Origin of the sequence: Halalkalicoccus subterraneus, from assembly GCF_003697815.1 — an archaeon.
In the GTDB taxonomy this organism is placed as follows: Archaea; Halobacteriota; Halobacteria; order Halobacteriales; family Halalkalicoccaceae; genus Halalkalicoccus; species Halalkalicoccus subterraneus.
Genome location: NZ_RDQG01000024.1, coordinates 21,154 through 37,295 on the forward strand (window position 1 = coordinate 21,154; position 16,142 = coordinate 37,295).

General features: G+C 57.0%; 19 protein-coding genes and 2 pseudogenes. 8 read left to right on the forward strand and 13 right to left on the reverse strand.

What is annotated here, in order from left to right; genetic code table 11:
- Window positions 1-331: 331 nt before the first annotated feature.
- On the forward strand, window positions 332-1,552 hold the full coding sequence (locus EAO80_RS06810; protein ID WP_122089178.1) for a mandelate racemase/muconate lactonizing enzyme family protein: 1,221 nt from the start codon (window positions 332-334) through the stop codon (window positions 1,550-1,552).
- 106 nt (window positions 1,553-1,658) lie between these two features.
- Here EAO80_RS06810 and EAO80_RS20750 read toward each other — a convergent pair.
- Together EAO80_RS20750 and EAO80_RS06820 are read right to left on the reverse strand one after the other, a co-directional pair.
- A pseudogene (locus EAO80_RS20750) lies at window positions 1,659-1,904 on the reverse strand (hypothetical protein); the annotation flags it as partial.
- Between the two features lies 1 nt (window position 1,905).
- Window positions 1,906-2,406, reverse strand: coding sequence for a hypothetical protein (locus tag EAO80_RS06820; RefSeq protein WP_211330657.1), 501 nt, complete (start codon window positions 2,404-2,406; stop codon window positions 1,906-1,908).
- 312 nt (window positions 2,407-2,718) lie between these two features.
- On the opposite strand from EAO80_RS06820, the pseudogene EAO80_RS06825 reads away from it, so the two are divergent.
- From EAO80_RS06825 to EAO80_RS06845, 5 genes and pseudogenes are all read left to right on the forward strand, one after another.
- Window positions 2,719-2,928 (forward strand): annotated as a pseudogene (locus tag EAO80_RS06825) (cell division control protein Cdc6); the annotation flags it as partial.
- Window positions 2,929-3,017: 89 nt separating this feature from the next.
- Window positions 3,018-3,266, forward strand: a complete 249-nt coding sequence (locus EAO80_RS06830; RefSeq protein ID WP_122089181.1) for a hypothetical protein — start codon at window positions 3,018-3,020, stop codon at window positions 3,264-3,266.
- 149 nt (window positions 3,267-3,415) lie between these two features.
- Window positions 3,416-3,766 carry a MarR family transcriptional regulator gene (locus EAO80_RS06835; protein WP_122089182.1) on the forward strand — a complete coding sequence of 117 codons (351 nt, stop codon included), beginning with the start codon at window positions 3,416-3,418 and terminating at the stop codon, window positions 3,764-3,766.
- A 106-nt stretch (window positions 3,767-3,872) separates the two neighbouring features.
- On the forward strand, window positions 3,873-4,706 hold the full coding sequence (locus EAO80_RS06840) for a type IV toxin-antitoxin system AbiEi family antitoxin domain-containing protein (protein WP_122089183.1): 834 nt from the start codon (window positions 3,873-3,875) through the stop codon (window positions 4,704-4,706).
- Window positions 4,703-5,509: a nucleotidyl transferase AbiEii/AbiGii toxin family protein gene (locus tag EAO80_RS06845; RefSeq protein ID WP_122089184.1), complete on the forward strand. Its 807-nt coding sequence runs from the start codon at window positions 4,703-4,705 to the stop codon at window positions 5,507-5,509. Before EAO80_RS06840 ends, EAO80_RS06845 begins: the two co-directional genes overlap by 4 nt.
- Before the next feature lie 201 nt (window positions 5,510-5,710).
- On the opposite strand, the gene EAO80_RS20755 is transcribed toward EAO80_RS06845, so the two are convergent.
- The 8 genes from EAO80_RS20755 to EAO80_RS06885 all read right to left on the reverse strand — a co-directional run bounded on the left by EAO80_RS20755 (window position 5,711) and on the right by EAO80_RS06885 (window position 12,339).
- Window positions 5,711-6,082, reverse strand: a complete 372-nt coding sequence (locus EAO80_RS20755) for a hypothetical protein (RefSeq protein WP_122089224.1) — start codon at window positions 6,080-6,082, stop codon at window positions 5,711-5,713.
- Complete coding sequence (locus EAO80_RS06855) at window positions 6,042-6,362, reverse strand: MarR family transcriptional regulator (protein ID WP_122089185.1); 321 nt, start codon at window positions 6,360-6,362, stop codon at window positions 6,042-6,044. The genes EAO80_RS20755 and EAO80_RS06855 overlap by 41 nt, the downstream gene beginning before the upstream one ends.
- A gap of 155 nt (window positions 6,363-6,517) precedes the next feature.
- Complete coding sequence (locus EAO80_RS06860) at window positions 6,518-7,024, reverse strand: hypothetical protein (protein ID WP_122089186.1); 507 nt, start codon at window positions 7,022-7,024, stop codon at window positions 6,518-6,520.
- 6 nt (window positions 7,025-7,030) lie between these two features.
- Window positions 7,031-7,588 carry a DUF7342 family protein gene (locus EAO80_RS06865; protein ID WP_122089187.1) on the reverse strand — a complete coding sequence of 186 codons (558 nt, stop codon included), beginning with the start codon at window positions 7,586-7,588 and terminating at the stop codon, window positions 7,031-7,033.
- Window positions 7,589-7,737: 149 nt separating this feature from the next.
- Entirely contained in the window at window positions 7,738-8,187 is a 450-nt protein-coding gene (locus tag EAO80_RS06870; RefSeq protein WP_122089188.1) for a hypothetical protein, read from the reverse strand.
- Entirely contained in the window at window positions 8,184-8,702 is a 519-nt protein-coding gene (locus EAO80_RS06875; RefSeq protein ID WP_122089189.1) for a winged helix-turn-helix domain-containing protein, read from the reverse strand. The genes EAO80_RS06870 and EAO80_RS06875 overlap by 4 nt, the downstream gene beginning before the upstream one ends.
- 407 nt (window positions 8,703-9,109) lie before the next feature.
- Window positions 9,110-10,369 (reverse strand): FAD-dependent monooxygenase, encoded by a 1,260-nt coding sequence (locus EAO80_RS06880; RefSeq protein ID WP_122089190.1) that lies wholly within the window; start codon window positions 10,367-10,369, stop codon window positions 9,110-9,112.
- A 920-nt stretch (window positions 10,370-11,289) separates the two neighbouring features.
- Window positions 11,290-12,339 (reverse strand): M23 family metallopeptidase, encoded by a 1,050-nt coding sequence (locus tag EAO80_RS06885; protein ID WP_162993911.1) that lies wholly within the window; start codon window positions 12,337-12,339, stop codon window positions 11,290-11,292.
- A 129-nt stretch (window positions 12,340-12,468) separates the two neighbouring features.
- Between EAO80_RS06885 and EAO80_RS06890 the strand changes: the two genes are divergently transcribed.
- Window positions 12,469-12,651, forward strand: coding sequence for a hypothetical protein (locus tag EAO80_RS06890; protein WP_122089192.1), 183 nt, complete (start codon window positions 12,469-12,471; stop codon window positions 12,649-12,651).
- A gap of 136 nt (window positions 12,652-12,787) precedes the next feature.
- On the opposite strand, the gene EAO80_RS06895 is transcribed toward EAO80_RS06890, so the two are convergent.
- On the reverse strand, window positions 12,788-13,282 hold the full coding sequence (locus tag EAO80_RS06895; protein WP_122089193.1) for a hypothetical protein: 495 nt from the start codon (window positions 13,280-13,282) through the stop codon (window positions 12,788-12,790).
- A gap of 219 nt (window positions 13,283-13,501) precedes the next feature.
- Window positions 13,502-14,155, reverse strand: a complete 654-nt coding sequence (locus EAO80_RS06900) for a ribonuclease HI family protein (protein ID WP_122089225.1) — start codon at window positions 14,153-14,155, stop codon at window positions 13,502-13,504.
- Window positions 14,156-14,784: 629 nt separating this feature from the next.
- Between EAO80_RS06900 and EAO80_RS20595 the strand changes: the two genes are divergently transcribed.
- The gene (locus tag EAO80_RS20595) at window positions 14,785-14,916 is read left to right on the forward strand and encodes a hypothetical protein (protein ID WP_281273011.1); all 132 of its coding nucleotides are present in this window, start codon (window positions 14,785-14,787) and stop codon (window positions 14,914-14,916) included.
- 274 nt (window positions 14,917-15,190) lie between these two features.
- Here EAO80_RS20595 and EAO80_RS06915 read toward each other — a convergent pair whose 3' ends face one another.
- Window positions 15,191-15,895, reverse strand: a complete 705-nt coding sequence (locus tag EAO80_RS06915) for a TVP38/TMEM64 family protein (protein ID WP_122089194.1) — start codon at window positions 15,893-15,895, stop codon at window positions 15,191-15,193.
- Window positions 15,896-16,142: the final 247 nt, after the last annotated feature.

The window sequence follows — 16,142 nt, forward strand, 5'->3', positions numbered from 1 at the left end:
CTGCTTTACTGTCCGTCCTTCAAAGTCGCCGTCTATCCCTTCATTCGAATCGGTGGAGACGGCAGCGTCCATGATCATCATAGGATTGGCCGGTGGTGTCTTCGGAATGTCCCTCCGGAATGCATCAGCTTCTATGGCGTTCGGTTCAGACCATCCTTCGAAGCAGCTCAGTCCGAGTTAGATCCGGTCAAGATCATTGGTAAAACTGAACCGAAGATATTTCTTGTCAGCTTCTCAGACGGTATTTCCTACGGGTGGCGACCACACCGTACTTGAGAAAGGCCAAGGGTCCATACTCAAGTCGAGCGGCGCCGTTGGCACGGACGATCCAATGCGAGATTACTCCAACCAAAAACAAACCCGTGCCTCAGAGCGCGACGTGGAGATCACCGGCCTCGAGACCTGTGTTATCGAGGGCAACTTCGACTGGAACATCGTCGAGATTCACACTGACGCCGGCGTGACCGGCATCGGTGAGTCCTACCGCGGGGGTGCCATCGCAGAACTGATGCACTACATCGAGGACGTGCTGATCGGCGAGAATCCGCTCGATGTCGAGCGTCTCTTCCGATTGATGGTTCAGGAGCTCTCGGGCCACGGCGGGACCACCGGGAAGGCCGTGACGGCCGCCTCCGGAATCGAGATCGCCCTCTGGGATACGGCGGGCAAACTTCTCGGTGTCCCGGTCTACCAGCTACTGGGCGGGAAGTATCGCGACGCGGTCCGGATCTACTGTGACTGTCACGCCGGGGAAGCCTATTCGGTGGACCACGGGTCGACCGACTACAGTGACAGCGACGCATACGCCCCGGAAGCCTACGCTGAGACCGCCCGAAACGTCGTCAAGCAGGGATTCACGGCGCTCAAGTTCGACCTCGATACGCCGATCGACAACGATCCGGACCCGGTCAATGGTCGCCTCTCGAACGCCGCGATCCAGCATAAGGTCGACACCGTTGCAGCGATCCGGGAGGCGATCGGCAACGAGATCGATCTCGCCTTCGACTGTCACTGGGACTATAGCCTCGAGAGCGGCAAGCGACTTGCGCGCAAGCTCGAGCCGTACGATCTCATGTGGCTCGAGGACGTCCTCCCGCCGGAGAACATGCGCGCCCAACGCGAACTAGCGCGCTCGACCAGCGTGCCGCTTGCGACCGGCGAGAATCGATTCCGAGTCCACGAGTTCGCGGAGCTGATCCAGGAGTTCGGCGTCGATATCCTCACGCCCGATACGAGCACTTGCGGTGGGCTGGCCGAAACGAAGGCGATCGCCAACCGTGCCGAAGAACAGTATATCCCGATCTCCCCGCATAACGTCTGTAGTCCGATCGGGACGATGGCCAACGTCCATCTCGGTGCGGCCGTCCCGAACTTCGACGTCCTCGAGTATCATGCGCTCGACGTCGAATGGTGGGACGCTCTTCTGGTGCGCTCCGAACCGCTCATAGAGGACGGCTATATTGAGGTTCCTGAAGCTCCCGGTCTCGGTGTCGGATTAGACAAAGACGTTGCCGAACAGCACGCAACTGGCGAAGGGTCGATGTTCTCGTGAGACCGGAGTAGCCATTACTTTCTAATCAGGCGTCTCGAGGATCATCTACAAACGCGGGTAGACGAGTTGGACCGTGTACAGACACCACGATTCCGCGGTGGGGCCGCTACTCGGTCCAGAATGCTTCGATCTGTTCGTCGAGACGAGTGAGGACGGCGGCAAGTACGTCCCGCCACTCGTCTGGATAGTTCTCATCCTCGCCTGGCGTCGGTGCATCCGGAGGTGGATGGAAGTGCTCGCGGGTGTTGTGATCGTTGAGGTGGCGATCCCAGCGACACTCCCACGAATTTCCCGTCCGGTATTGCTCGGCGTACTGGACGCTGAAGTCGTCGGTCTCGAACCACCGGATCTGGTCAGAAGCGAATGATGTCCGGTTTATCTTGTTTAAAGTTCCCCGGATAGCCTCCGCCACGTTCACCAAGGAATACGATGGCGTCGAGGTCGCCTCTGGTAAAGCGGGCTTCGTACGACCAGAAGAACCTGTCCTCAATGTCATCATCCGACCCGTGGAACTCGAAGGAACCGTGCATATTGTGATCGAGCCAGAACTCATCCGCAACTGTCTGGCCGTCCGGCGTGCCGATTCCGAGTCCCCGGCTTAGAAGCTCTTTGGGGTCAGCGTCCTCGCGGAACGAGACGTAGTCATCCCACGAGTCGAAGCCATGTTCTTCGGCTTCGGCCTGTTTCTCGTCACCGGTCTTTTCCCGCATATCTCGTTCCTTTCGAAGGAGCCGTCCCGATCCCGTCAGTTTGTACGTTCGCAGGTAGGGATGTCCGATTTCCTTTGTCTGCCAGTCGATTTCGGTCGGGTGTCGATCCCGCGGGAATTTCGGCAGTTCAACCTCGTCCTCCACGACCAGCGTATCGTATACCCCCATTATGGTCGTTATACCATTTCCTTGTACATATACACCAGCCAGCGGTCGCTCAACTTGAAGCAGCTCCGAACGCGCGTTTCAGCTGAATCAGAGCTTTGCCGACCCACCCCTCGTACCGAGTGAGCGTGACGATTGGAAACCACGATTCAGTGCTACCGGAAGACACCCCTCATACCGAATGAGGCGAATCCCACCGATCCGATTCGCGTCGTCTCATATCGGATAGACGAGTGAAACGTTATGGGGAGCGAGGATTGTTACGGATGAGCTCGTGGCGTTGTCTCTCCGGATGTCTATGATCTGTATGAGCGGATAACTGCAACCGAGCAGATGGAGCCGTTATCGTATGATCGTGTGTCTCGCCTCCTCAAAGAACAGTCGTTTCTCGAGATCACGGAAAGCGAGCACACAGGCGGTGGCCCAGGCGAGGGGAGCTATCTCGAACACAAACTGATTCGAGATCCGGAGATAGTTCTTGATGCGCTGAACGACGGCTGAGGTCTGTCTTGTGTTGGCGGTACGATTTCTCGTTGTCGTATGAGACGCTCCCCTCAATATCTCTGCCTCACTCGGTACGAGGGGTGTGGATGGTGAGTGGACTCTCGAAAGTGACGAATATCCAGACTACCGTGGATGCTACTGGTATACGTGAGAAGAATCTACTTACTCGATTCGAGGAGCCGCTCGGGATCGGCTCCGTGCTCTCGAAGCGCGTCCAGACAGGATTCGAGGACAGCCATCGAAACCCCATTATCGAAACGAACAGCACTTCGTCGGGGCTCGGGCCACTCACGATGATCGATCTGGACGTACGGGTGGCCAAAGGGTGGGTGTGAACCCCTCCATCCTGCCCAACCGTGCAGGAACAGCCCCTCCATATTGATCGCAGTCGTCGTTCTCATACAGAGAGTACACACCTACTACCTACAAAGCGTGGTACCATACAGAGCATACATTTAATTGACAGCGTAGCAAAAGTACGTATATGTCGATCGATATCGATCAGTTTGACGAACGCTCTTCGGAGGAGTTAGCGGAGCTCAGCAATCCGGAGCACGCCCTTCGGTTCCTCTATGAGAACCGCGATCGAGCATGGAAGGCAAAGGAGATCGCCCGTCGGACGCCCGTCCCCGAAAACTCGATCCATCCGGTCCTCTCGCGACTCGAGAAGCAGGAGCTCGTCCGACATAAGGCTCCGTATTGGGCACTTACCACTGATCTGGATCGACTTCGCCAGGCCTACGATCACCATCGGGTGACGCGCCTGTTCGATGATTGCTATGGGGACGAGGATCGAGACGAGTGGATCGAGGCGAGCGAACAGGCTGAGGAATGATTTTCCCGTGGAACGATCGTTTACGGGACGGATCCGTTCACCAAACTAGCTCTCAACAAACACCTTTACCACTGCTTAATTTAGAGTCTATGTACGCTGAGCGGCTATGGAATCAACAAACGACACAGAAACTCAACGAAAGAGCCTATCGACGCGCGAGTCACAGGCATTGTCACGGCTCGCAAGCGAGAACCGGCAGGTCATTACTAGTAGTGATCTCGTGGATGCACTTGACATCCCACGGAAATCGGCGAAGGACATGGCGTATGCGCTCAAGGAGAAAGGCTGGCTTGAGCGTATCGCGCACGGGAAGTATCTCATCCTGCCGCTCGCTGCAGGCGAGAACTCTGTGTATACCGAGCACGAGTTCGTGATCGCGTCCGCCCTCGTGGAGCCGATGTACGTTGGGTACTGGAGCGCGCTGAATCACCACGGGCTGACGGAGCAGTTGTCCCGGACGGTGTACATCGTGACGACAGAGCGCGCTCAAGAGCGTGAAATTCACGGGGTCACGTATCGTCCAGTGTCGGTCACTGCACAGAAGTTCTTCGGCTATCAACCGACTGCGGTCGGATCGAACCAGGTGAACATTTCGAGTATCGAAAAAACGCTGGTCGATTGCGCCGACCATCCGGAATTCTGTGGTGGTATCGGTGAACTCGCAACGGCGATGCAGAACGCGGTCGAAACGCGATGTTCGTGGGAACGAGTCGTCGAGTATCTGCAGCGAGTTGGGAACGGTGCCGCAACGAAACGACTCGTCTACCTCGCTGACCAGTTGGACATCGACCTTCCGGAGTACGACGAACTCGTCGAGAACTTCACGACTGGATACCCGCTGCTCGACCCGACGAGAGAAGCGACGGGTACCCGCGACAGTAAGTACCAACTGCGCCTGAACGCGACTCCCGAATCGTTTCTCCCGGATGAGTTTGCATGATTTCCGATGCACAACTCCGGCGGCTGGCCAGAGAACTAGCGGTCCGCCTCGGCTACGCAGAGAAGAACTACGTCAATTCGTGGATCCTGTGGGCGATCTACACGAATCCCTACGGCGACAACCTACTGTTCAAGGGCGGAACCGCTCTCAGCAAGTTGTACTTCCCGGAGATGTGGCGCTACTCGGAAGATCTTGATTTCGGTGTTGAGGGAGCGTATCACGGGACTGAGGCGGAGTTGCAAGACGCACTGGAAGACGCGACTAGAGCCTCCGGCATCGACTTCGAGGTGACCAAACACCGCGAACTGCAGAAAGAAGCGTATCCGACGCACTACGTCGATATCGATATCCAGTACACCGCCATTCTCGGTCACAAGAACACGACGAGTCTGGACGTCATGATCGACGAATACGTTGCGTTCACCTCGGTAAACCATCGCCACAGCTACGAGGACGTCCCCGAATTCGAGTTGACCGCATACAGCCTGGAAGAAATCTTCGCAGAGAAGTTGCGAGCGCTCTACCAGCGGTCACAGGCTCGTGACTACTACGACCTCTATCGGATGATTACCGAGGCTGACATCGACGACTCGGGTATTCTCCCGGCATTCACGCGGAAGTGTGAACACGACGGGCTGGACGTCGATCTTCGCGACGGGCTTCCCGAAGAGAAATGGGATGAGATCCGTGACGGCTGGAAGAATACGCTTCCCGATTTGGTTGCAGAACTCCCCGAGTTCGGTCCCGTCTATGAAGCACTCGAAGACTACATCGATTCGCTGGTAGACGAACAGCAACGCTAGTCCTAGTGGTGGGCGCCGGTACGACCGAATTCCCGAGCGTGTTCGCTCTCACTTACATCGTAGCGTTCTTCTATGCTATCGGAACGCCCAGTGACGTCGTGTGTATCCGTTGGTACCAGCCAGCGGACACTCCTCTTGAAGCGTGAATACGTCGCAGAGGAACGGACTACTGAAGATAGAGACTACGAGGAAACAGCGCTCTTAGCCGACGCCAAGATATCCCGCAGATTGGGTAGCGATCGTTTCTGTCGTCGTCTCGGCGAGATGTCCCTCTTCGCGCTCCATGTCGGCATGCCGAATCGTGACGACTGTCCACGGATTCACGTAGCTCTCTCTCGGTAGACCACCTGAGACGAAGTCATCGTCAGTGAGCGAAATAGCAACTGCCCGTCGTGTCGTCGTAACCGCCGCGTAGAGCGCTTCCTCGTCGTGGAACGGGTGGGTACGATCACTCAGGCAAACGTACGGCCGGTAGTCGTGGTCCGCGAGAAGATCGGGGCCTTTTACGACTGCGCCGCGCTCGTAGTATCCGTCATTCCTCGTCGCCGTAGTAGTCGTCCGTCGTCGAAGCAGAACTGGCGTTCGTCTGTGCAGCGTAGGCGGCGAGACGATCGTCCTCGGCGATAGCCCAGTATCGGCCCCGATGGCGAACGAGGCCACGATCCTCGAGGCGCGAGAGTGTAGCGCCGACGCTCCCGCGCTTGATGCTGGTCGCTTCGTGGAGTTCCGTCTGCGTGAACGCCTGATCACGGTGGTTTGCGAGGAACTGCAGTAGCCGATACGGGTGCGTCCCTTCCTGGAGATCGAGCGCGTCCACGGGTTCTTCGTCGAACCGGTCGGTGCTGATCGGCATATGCAATAGAATGCAATATAGTGCAATAAACTGTGGGTGTGGGGAACGAAATCCGTGGCATCGACGGATAGTGGAGGAGTAGCCGTGTCCACCCAGCCACCGGAGCAACAGCTGAACGGTTCAAATCCGATTCTGAAGCGGGAATCCACTCACCATCACAGGATCGCATCCGATGGAACGTGCGGGCGATCCTCGTCCCACGAGATGGCAGCGAGAAGCGCAACGAGATGGTCGAGACGTTGATCAAAGACGTTCAACGGATGTGTATCGAGAAACGCTGCGGCCTCGCGTTGAACCGTCTCTCCACGGTGATCGATCTGGAAGTGGCATTCACCGAGATCCATGTGCGTTTCATCCTGATGCCACCCAAGCATGAGGTCTCGTTCGGGCTCAACCCACTGGATCTTGTAGAAGTCGTACGGATGATCCGGCGGAAAATCAAATGAAATGTAGAGCTCAGCGTCATCACCTAAGGCAGCCGACTGCAGGAATCGGTGGGGATCGATAGCGGCACGTACACCGACTTTGTTCTCGGCGGAAGTGTGATACCACACGTTTCGAATCGGCGTGTCCGCCGAATCGACTTGTGTCTGAAGCCGATTGTGGAGACGAGTAAGTAGCGTCCGTCGATCGAGATTCGATCGATTGGCGAGGAAGATCATCGGATCCTACTGGGAGAGTGGGGACGAGGAGTTCGATGGCTCGTTCTGCCCAGGATAGAGGGATTGAGCATCGTCGTAGAGTTCAAGCGCATGTTTCAGGAGACGTTTGTTGTCCTCACACCGTTCCCAGCGGCGGAGGATGCGACTCCGTTCTCGCACGTCCTCGCTGGAGAGGCTCTCGTCGGTGAGTGTCGCTTCGAGATCGTCGCATGAGTCGACGCCGTAGTCAGCCATCCAGTCCTCGATCGTCTCCTGAATGCTCGCAATTTCCTCGCGAAGGTCAGCCTGGCTGTGTTCGTTGATCAACTCGGTGAGTTCGTTGAAGTAGCGAAGTTGGTAGTTCGGCGCGTATTTCGTGTTGCCGTCGTCTCCTTCGATGGCGTGTACCTGCCCGAATTCAACGAGCATCTCCAGTTCGTCTTTCGCGGTTTGCCAGGAGGAAACCTGTGCTTCGGCGCGTACCCAGTCAACGGAGCGCGACTGGGTGAGCGTCATCGCGATCTCTCTCACACGCTCGCGAGACGAAAGCCCCTCCGTCCACGAGTTGAGTCCAGAGTCAGTCATACAGGCTAGTACGTAGTCAGATCTATTATATCTATTGAGCACTCTCACATATACGAGAGCAATTACACACTTGGAAGGGTAGCCGTGGTTGTGATCGGCCCGTATGTAATCAGAGACGATCGCTTTAACCACCCTCTTGATACGGAAAATCAGGGAGGGTTCGACATACTCTTGAGTCGATTCAGATCCGCGCTCTCATAGGCAACACGCCACATCGTGTGGACTGCACGAGTAACGAGTGAGACCTCTCCAACGCGGATACAGGATGGCTCGGTGTCGACAGTTCGAGCATCCGGTGGTGAATGGAAATGCCGGTCAGGAGAATGGGTGTTGGGATGTCGGTCGAATCGCCAGTTTACATCTGCGCTGTCGACGTAGTGAAACGAGTAGTTATCCAGTGTACTCCACTGGATGTCGAATCGTGCCGAGTCGGCATCGCCGAGTCCGTCAGTGAGTTCGATTCTGAGTTCTGTGGGGGTAACTGGGTCGTCGTAGCCTGTTTCTGCGACCACTGGTTCGAGATTCAGCCAGAGCGTCCGAATGCGCTGAAGTGCCGGGAGGTAGATCGTTCCGAACTCACCGGCACGATCAGTGGTCATGCTGTGAGCTGCTCACTCGCCTCGTCGTAGGCGAGGGCCGCCTGCGCGACTGCGAGGTTCTGGCGTGTCGTCTTCCATGCAGTGACGTCTTCCCACTCCTCATTCGCTTCGTTGGGCAATTGCCGTGCCAGCTCTTCGGGTGAGAGTGCATCGTATTGTGCTTCGTAGTCTCGAATTTCCGCTTTCATCCGTCTAATGCCGCCGAGAATTTCGTCTCGGGTGGCCTGCTCTCTGAGTTCATGAATCCGCGTCATCAGCACGCGATCATCGTCACGTCGGTAGCGTGTGGTGCGGCCGTCCTGTGCGGTAGCCGCGAATCCGGTCGCAACAAGCGCATCTAGATGCCGGCGAGAGGTTGGTTCGCTTACAAGTGCGCGCTCGGCGATCTCGGCCGCAGACTGTCCGTCATGAGTCTGTTCGAGGACTTCATAGATGCGTTCAAATGGCGTCGTCTCTTCCTTCCACTCCTCGGTTACGTGGTCGTTGATGTCTGTCCAGCTGTTGTCGTCGGTCATACGAGTCAGTACGCTCTCCAAAGACAAATAATTTTCTGGAAAAAACATTCCTTCCTAATCAGTGTCCTTCTTGGAATCCAATCTAGTGGATAGCGACTGAACTGACCATATTCGACCTGTATCTGGAATGAGGCTAACACTCCTTTCTCAACAACTGAACCCCGTATAGGGTGAGAACGAAGGGTAGTTTACTCGATCGTCTACGCTGAGCTTGCCGCTGATGGCCACTTCAGTACAGGATCGAAGTTGGATCAGTCCTTCGAGGATTTCAGTATTCACATCGTAGAGCCGTCGCGAAACGCCCTGTTCTACGCGAGCGTAGGCTCATCAGTGCAATCAGAGCTATCTCGCCCGTGTCCGAGTTGATTGACGGACCGGTCTCCAAGAAGCGAGAACATCGGAGTACACTACTCGATAAAATGGGATTGCGTTACAGAAATCGACCGATCGCCGAGCGCGAACGATTCGATCGATTTTCGAATCGGCGGCAATTGAGGAACGAGCCAACTAAAGATACTCGCCGATCCCCGCACCAGTAGTTCAGGAACGTACTGTCCATAGGTAATCCAGAATGCGAGATTCTGTGCGCCGCGCCGCTGCAATGAGATAACGCGCTCAACTGTCGGGCGACGGCGTGTTTCAAATTCGGCCAGAGTCTCCTCGGGCACTACTCCTGTGCTGTCACGTAGCGCCGTGGCGAGCACATCGTGGATCACGACTGCATCCTCGATAGCCAGCGGATTCCCTTGAGCGCCTATTGGACTTGCGGTATGTGCAGCGTCCCCTACTAACGCCATTCCATCCCGGGACCAGGTTTCTGCAGTACCCGGTGCGATATCAAGTAGGGTAGTGTCCCGGAAGCCATCGAGATGACGATACATTGCCGACGCGAGTTCGGAATCGATGGCTGCGATGCGGTTAGAGAACGCGCTGAAGCCCCCGGCTCGAATCGACGTCCATTCACCATCCAGTATCGGATATCCCACTTGGAGTTCGCCGTCTCCCAATCCGAAATACAGGAGAATACCGTTACGATCGATGCGGCCCTCAGTGCGGGCATCAATCGCTCCACTTGGAAGTTTGAACCACACAAGATCTATCGGGGATTCGAAAAACCCAGGATCGATTCCAGTGCTTGACCGGACTGTGGAGTAGCGCCCGTCGGCACCGACTACCACGCGCGTATCGAATCGAACGTCGGCATCCGCTTTGCGATCGTGAGCCTCGATGCCTTGGATGGTGCCATTGCCTTCGACTCGCAAATCTGTGACTGTCGTCGAGGGGTGGAACGTGAACGTAGTATATGCATCCGCTCGATCGACGAGATATTCTAGTAACGACGGTTGTTCCATCATCAAGGCGTAAGGATACTCGGTATCGAGCACGTCGAAGTCCAGAACTGAAACATCTGTTCCGTAGAGTGAGAACGTACCGTCGGTCACGGTTTCGTGAGCGAGATCGAGTACATCGTCGAGAACACCCATTTCGTCGAAGAGGCGAATCACACCTGGATTCCACCCGAACCCACGGTACTCGCGCTCGAACGTCGCGGCCCGCTCGATGAGTGCAACATCGACCCCACTCCGAGCGAGCAAGTACCCTAGAACAGCACCACCAGGCCCACAACCGGCGATAGCGACATCCGTGGTTTCGACACGATCAGGCATATCTACTGTTTCGATTGTCAGCGATTTATACCTCTTGGGCCGCGTTCATACGCTCCAGAGTGGACGTGTCACGAGCTATTCCGTCTGTACAGAATCTTTCGTGAGTATCTCACGGCACTTCACAATATACGCACTATTACTGAGAACCAGTTACGAATGATTTCGATCGCAAAATCCGATATTTGCTCACGAGATGTTGCTCACACGTCTTCAGTTCGGAAAAACACCCAAGAGATTGGGAAGTGGGGGAGGGGAGTTGACAGCAGTGTGGATGAATATGCCATCGACAGGCTGTCACTCGAACCGCACTAAATGGTAGAACGTTACCCCTATTAATTAATTTCTATCTAAATGGCCCCACACAATATCTGGCCAGGAAAGACAGTCGTTGAACAAATCTCTATTTGCATGCCTGACAGACTGTCAACGGATAGTAGGTTCCTCCTGTCTTCCCTGCATGCGTAACTAACGGCTCTTGTGCGGCCAATTGCTGGCTCATAGGGCGACTTTTGAGCACTCGACCGCCTTCGGGCAGGGGAGGATTAGTGCGCTTCAATTCGCGAGCAAAAATTTGACCCAGCGTTTTGGGCCTTATTGAAACCCTTAGTCGGCGATAGATACAGAGAAAACAGATATCAAGAACAGTTACGACTTGAAAGCTATGTTTGGCGACGAGATTCAAGGAGTTGGTGACGTTTCGCTGGCGGTATGGATCGCTATGGGGATGGCACTTGGAACCCGCCTTGGATCCGCACTCGGCGTCGTTCTGAATAATATCCCACTCGGAGTTGCATTGGGGGCGCGATGGGAATGGGATTAGGGGCGGCGTTGGGTGTGGCGTTCGGTGCGACATTTGAAGACGAATGGGAGGAACTGGATCGTTCGATTGTAGAAGTGATATATTACCGAAGATCAAAACCCTATCCCCAGCTGTGAGCGTCCTTCTTCTTCGAGCCTACCGGACCCGCCCGGCGCTGACGGACGCGATCACCGGCCCAGAGGTACACCCCGTCTCCGCCCTCCCGGTCGGCGTAGACCGCGCGCTCGGCTGCCTTCCAGTCGTCGCGCTCGATGTCGACGCCGTGGAAGCGCGGCGCGAGGCCCGCGGCGGTCCAGAAGTCGGGCGTATCCTGGAGCTGGTAGTGGAGGTGCGGTTCGCTGGAGTGTCCGGAGTTGCCACACCGACCGATGACGTCGCCCGCCGCGACTTCCTGACCCTCCGAGACCGCTATGCTCCCGGCCTGGAGGTGTGCGAGGAAGGAGTACTCCCCGTCGGCGTGCTCGATAGTGACGTGGTTGCCCGCGATGTCCCAGGTGCGCCACTCGACGAGCGCCGTCCCGACGCCCGGGTAGTCCCGGCGGCGGTCGCTCACGTCCACGACCGTCCCGTCGGCGGGCGCGACGATCGGCTCGCCGTAGGCGTAGTAGTCCTCCAGTTTGTTTCTCGACCCGGCGTGGGTCTCCCCGTCGTCGTCGGTTTGCAGGAAGTCGTAGGCGTAGCGCTGGGAGAAGATGTTCCACGAGTGGGAGGTGTCGGGCGTGACGCCCCCGTTGACCACTTTCCACTCGCCCCCAACAGGGAGACGCAACTCCGTCTCGGGGGTGTGTCGCTCCATGCTCGGCAGATCGCCCCGGTATCGAACGTACGCGACCCCCTGTCCGCCGAGCTGGAGTATCTGTGTGAAAATCCCCCACGGTGTGAATGCCCAGCGGAGCACCCCGAAGAGGTAGACCGCCCGCTCGCGGTTCGTTATCTCGTACTCGAAACCGTCCTCGTCGCTCGACACGGTCGAGAGCAAAATGGGGAGTAGTCCCCCGCCCAGATAACAGAGGAAGGCCAGCCACCACGGCCCGTCGAAGTGGTTCACGGTGAACCCGAGCGCGAAGCCGGCACCCACGACGAGCCACATGTTGACGCCGGCGAGGCGTTCGAGCACACGCTGGGGCAGGGAACGAGCGCGTTCGGTCATACTGTTCGGTGATTCATGAACGAAATAGTCGTTTTGGCTCTGTTGAAATCCTTGGCAAGTAATACATTCGGGCCTGGTTTCGACCAGTACGGAGGGAAGACTTAATATTTCAATATGTGACTGAAGCATATGTCTGAAGAACAGGGTGAACCGGACTCCCGAAACAAGATGGGGACAGGTATTGCGGTTGGAGCAGGGCTCGGAGCAGGCTTGGGCGTTGTAATGGACGATTTCACACAGTGGTTGGCTATTGGTATGGGAATAGGAATCGCTCTCGGTGCAGCTTGGAGTCAAACTGGGAACAACAGTTAGTTCGAGCTCATTTCAAAACATATCGCGATCAGTCCAGTTCGTATTGGAGAATTGATATCCCTAGACGACCTACCTATCGTTCGGTAAAGATGAATTGATATGCGAGTGCGACGTGAGGCAATATTCGAATTAGTAGCTACTCGCGGGCAAGGAGATAGCCGACGAGGGCCCCAATGACGACTGTTCCCCCGTATGTAGGCAGCAAACCGAGTGCACCAAGGAACAGCGGGACGAGGGGGAGCAAAACGAAGTCAGTGAGTAACTGAACCAACGGAGACACGCCCGGCTGCGGTTCGAAAGGGATTCCCTGGGCTACGACGAGGGCAAGTTCGAGAATGTAGAACGGCACCGGAAGTGCGAGGAAACCGACGAGCGCGCCGACCGCAGCTCCGCGGCGCGGCGAACGTTCGGCGCCAAGGCGTTCCCAGAGAAGCCACGCGAGAAGTGCCCCACCGAGTACTCCGCCAACGACGAACAGCCACAGGAAGCCGGACGGTAGGCTGAAGCCGCGACCTGCGAGCAAATTCTGAACGGATTCAGTGAGGATAAACAGGAGTGCGAAGACGCCGCCTGTAGCTCCGAACGTTCGCACGGGATGCCACCGGGCAACCGCTAGTGGCTCCCAAGCCATACCAGCGTGAAGCCGAAGAAAGCTAATAACGTTGCCCTCTACTCGGCTTCGCGTGGTATCTGTCTCTGGTTTCTAGCGAGGATTGTACGTAAGCGCGAATCTACAGATCCCATCGATGCGTACGTACGAACTATCTACCGCCTCCCTCATCCAGCGGAGGAGTGAATAACTAGGCTTTCAACAGAGCCGAGGTTTCGGATTTTAAGCGGCGTAGCTCTCCTATCCAGGCCCGAAGGCTGCAATATCAGCCCCTACTGTCGCCAGTGCGTCGGCAGGGTTTGGATCGCTGTCGGCCAGATGCGTGTACTGGTGATCCGGAATATTCGACAATGCCACCGTAATGGCTTTGCTGTACGTCTCGACGCCCGGTTCCGTCGGATCATCGCCTCCCCAGACGTCTCGGATAACTGTCATCGAATCAATACGTACTTCTAGTCTGCGTGGTTCATAGCGATCCAACAGTTCTGAGAGCCCGAGTTGGAGGGCGACGTACTCGGCAGTGTTGTTCCCCGTTCGGGAACCGACGGGTCGGCCGAGACGAGCGAGCTGGTCTTCCGCAGCGTCCATGATGACGGCGCCCGCACCGGCGGGACCGGGGTTACCGCGTGAACTGCCGTCGACGTAGAGAACGAACGTGTCGCTCGTCGGCTCGGAGACGGGTGGCCGGGTGAGTCCTAGCCCTCGCAGATCTTCGAGTGCGCGACGCAACTCGGCCGGGGTGGTCGCGGGATCGAAGAGACCGCCGTAGCCGGGGACAGCGTCGTCGATGATATCGGTGGCGGCCGCCACCTCGTAGCCGACGCCCGCGAGTACCTCATCGACGAGGGTGGCGAGCGGCGAGAGGTGTTCGACCGGCAGTGGGTCGTCGGTCACACTCTTTTCCTCGGGCTTCGGCTCCGGACTCTCACACTCTCGTGTCCGGATGGTTTCGTTGGCTGGTCGCACCACTGCATAGATATCTTCGGTGGTCAAGCAGGATAACCCCTTCAGATACTACTAGGGTGGGCCGTTGTCAACAACTCCACCCTACTTCGCTCGGCCTGACGCCCTCGCTCGTGGAGGATGGGACTTGTCCGTGAACTCGGCCTCGAACCGATCGGGGTAGTCGGTGAATCCGCGCTTCAGCGTCACTGTTCCAGACGGTAGGCCGTTTTTGAGGAAGGGACTTAGCGCCTCGGTTAAGCTACGACAAAACCTCTGAAAACATAATTCAGCAGGAAACCACACCCGCACTCCCTCTTACTTCATCCCTTATCGCGAGAAGTACTTAAAGAATCCATCAGTCATATCGTGACCGCGATATATGATGGTATCGCTTACCGACCCCCATCCGGCCTTGTCGGCTCGGAACTGGAAGTACCGTCTCGCTCCCAGGACAATACGATGAAGAGACGCCGATCCTCTCAGAGTGGAAGCTGTAATCGCCCAGTCAACTGATCGAGTCGTTTCGATCGTGCTGCCAACGGGCTATTCGGCACGTCGGGCTCGGCGTAAGCGGTCGGATGGTCGGCGTCCGCACGTACCTGCTCGAGGCGGTCGACCTCCCAGACGATTCGGACGTCGTTTCGATCGGCTGTTGGACCGTCGGCCGAGAGCTCCTCTTCAGCGAATTGCTCCCGGAACTCGGTGAGTGACTCGTCGTTGAACTCTGTCGCCAGCTGTTCTTACTCGTTCGTGAGTTCGGCGAGACGATGGAGGGGACAAAACCGATGACTAGTATAGGCGAGTCCCGCTGCAATGGGTTCCGGCCTGCAGGCGTGGTGGCACCGATCGCTCTGGTATTGAAATAGGTGCTGGTGCTCCGGCAGTTTCATCGATCGGATCGGCCCGAGACTGGATGTCAACTCGTCCATCTGTCCTTCTTTCCGGAAATAGGATCGAACCGGACCGAATCGATCCGAGTTGGTCTCACCGAAACGGGAGCTGGGGCTCTACGCGCTGGATCAGTTCCCGGATCGTATCCTGTTTGGAATACCCGATCACCGAGAGCGCGACCACGATCCCGATGAGCGCTAGTGCTCCGAGAAACTGCCCGCTTGCCAATTCTCCACCGGCATAGACGGTGAGTACGTACGCCGGCAGCCGACCGATGCTGATAACTACCAGAAACGTTCGGAGCCGCCACGTCGTGAGTCCACAGAGAAAACAGATCGCGTCGTCCGGGAGGCCGGGAATGATGACGAACACGAAGAGGCCGGCGATACCGACCCGGTCGACGAACCCGTCGAAGCGGGTCAGCACGTCCTCGTGAAGGACGTCCTCGACGAACGAGCGTCCGTAACGCTTCGCCAGACTGAACGCGATGGCACTCCCGATCAGAACGCCGGTGAGGCTGTAGACGGTGCCGAGACCCGGGCCGAAGAGATACCCCGCAACGAGCGCGACGACCTGTCCGGGGATCGGCGCAACGACGACCTGGGTCGCCTGGATGAGAACGAAGACGAAGGGAGCAAGGACGCCGAACTGGGCGATCCACTCGCGAAGGGCGTTGGCGTCAAACAGGATCGGCGCGTACTGGCTCGCGACAACGGAGAGGGCGCCAACCACGGCTACAACCAGAAGCGCAACGAAGAGTCCGCGCCGTCGATCCGCTCTGGATGAAAACACTTGCATCCAGTCCGAATTCGCCCATTGGCGGCTTGAAGGTTCGCGTTCCGAACGCGACATCCTCTCGCCCTTAAAACCTTACCAGCTCGTCTGGTATTCCCTCTGGGAGGGAAACTCCGCCGTTTACGGCGGAGTGGATGTCACACCACGTCCCTCGTTTGGCCGTTACTGCCGCCGCCGCCATACGACGAACAGGGACGAACGATCATCGGGCAGTTCCTCTCGCTAGAGCCGACGCCGATGATGGTATTCG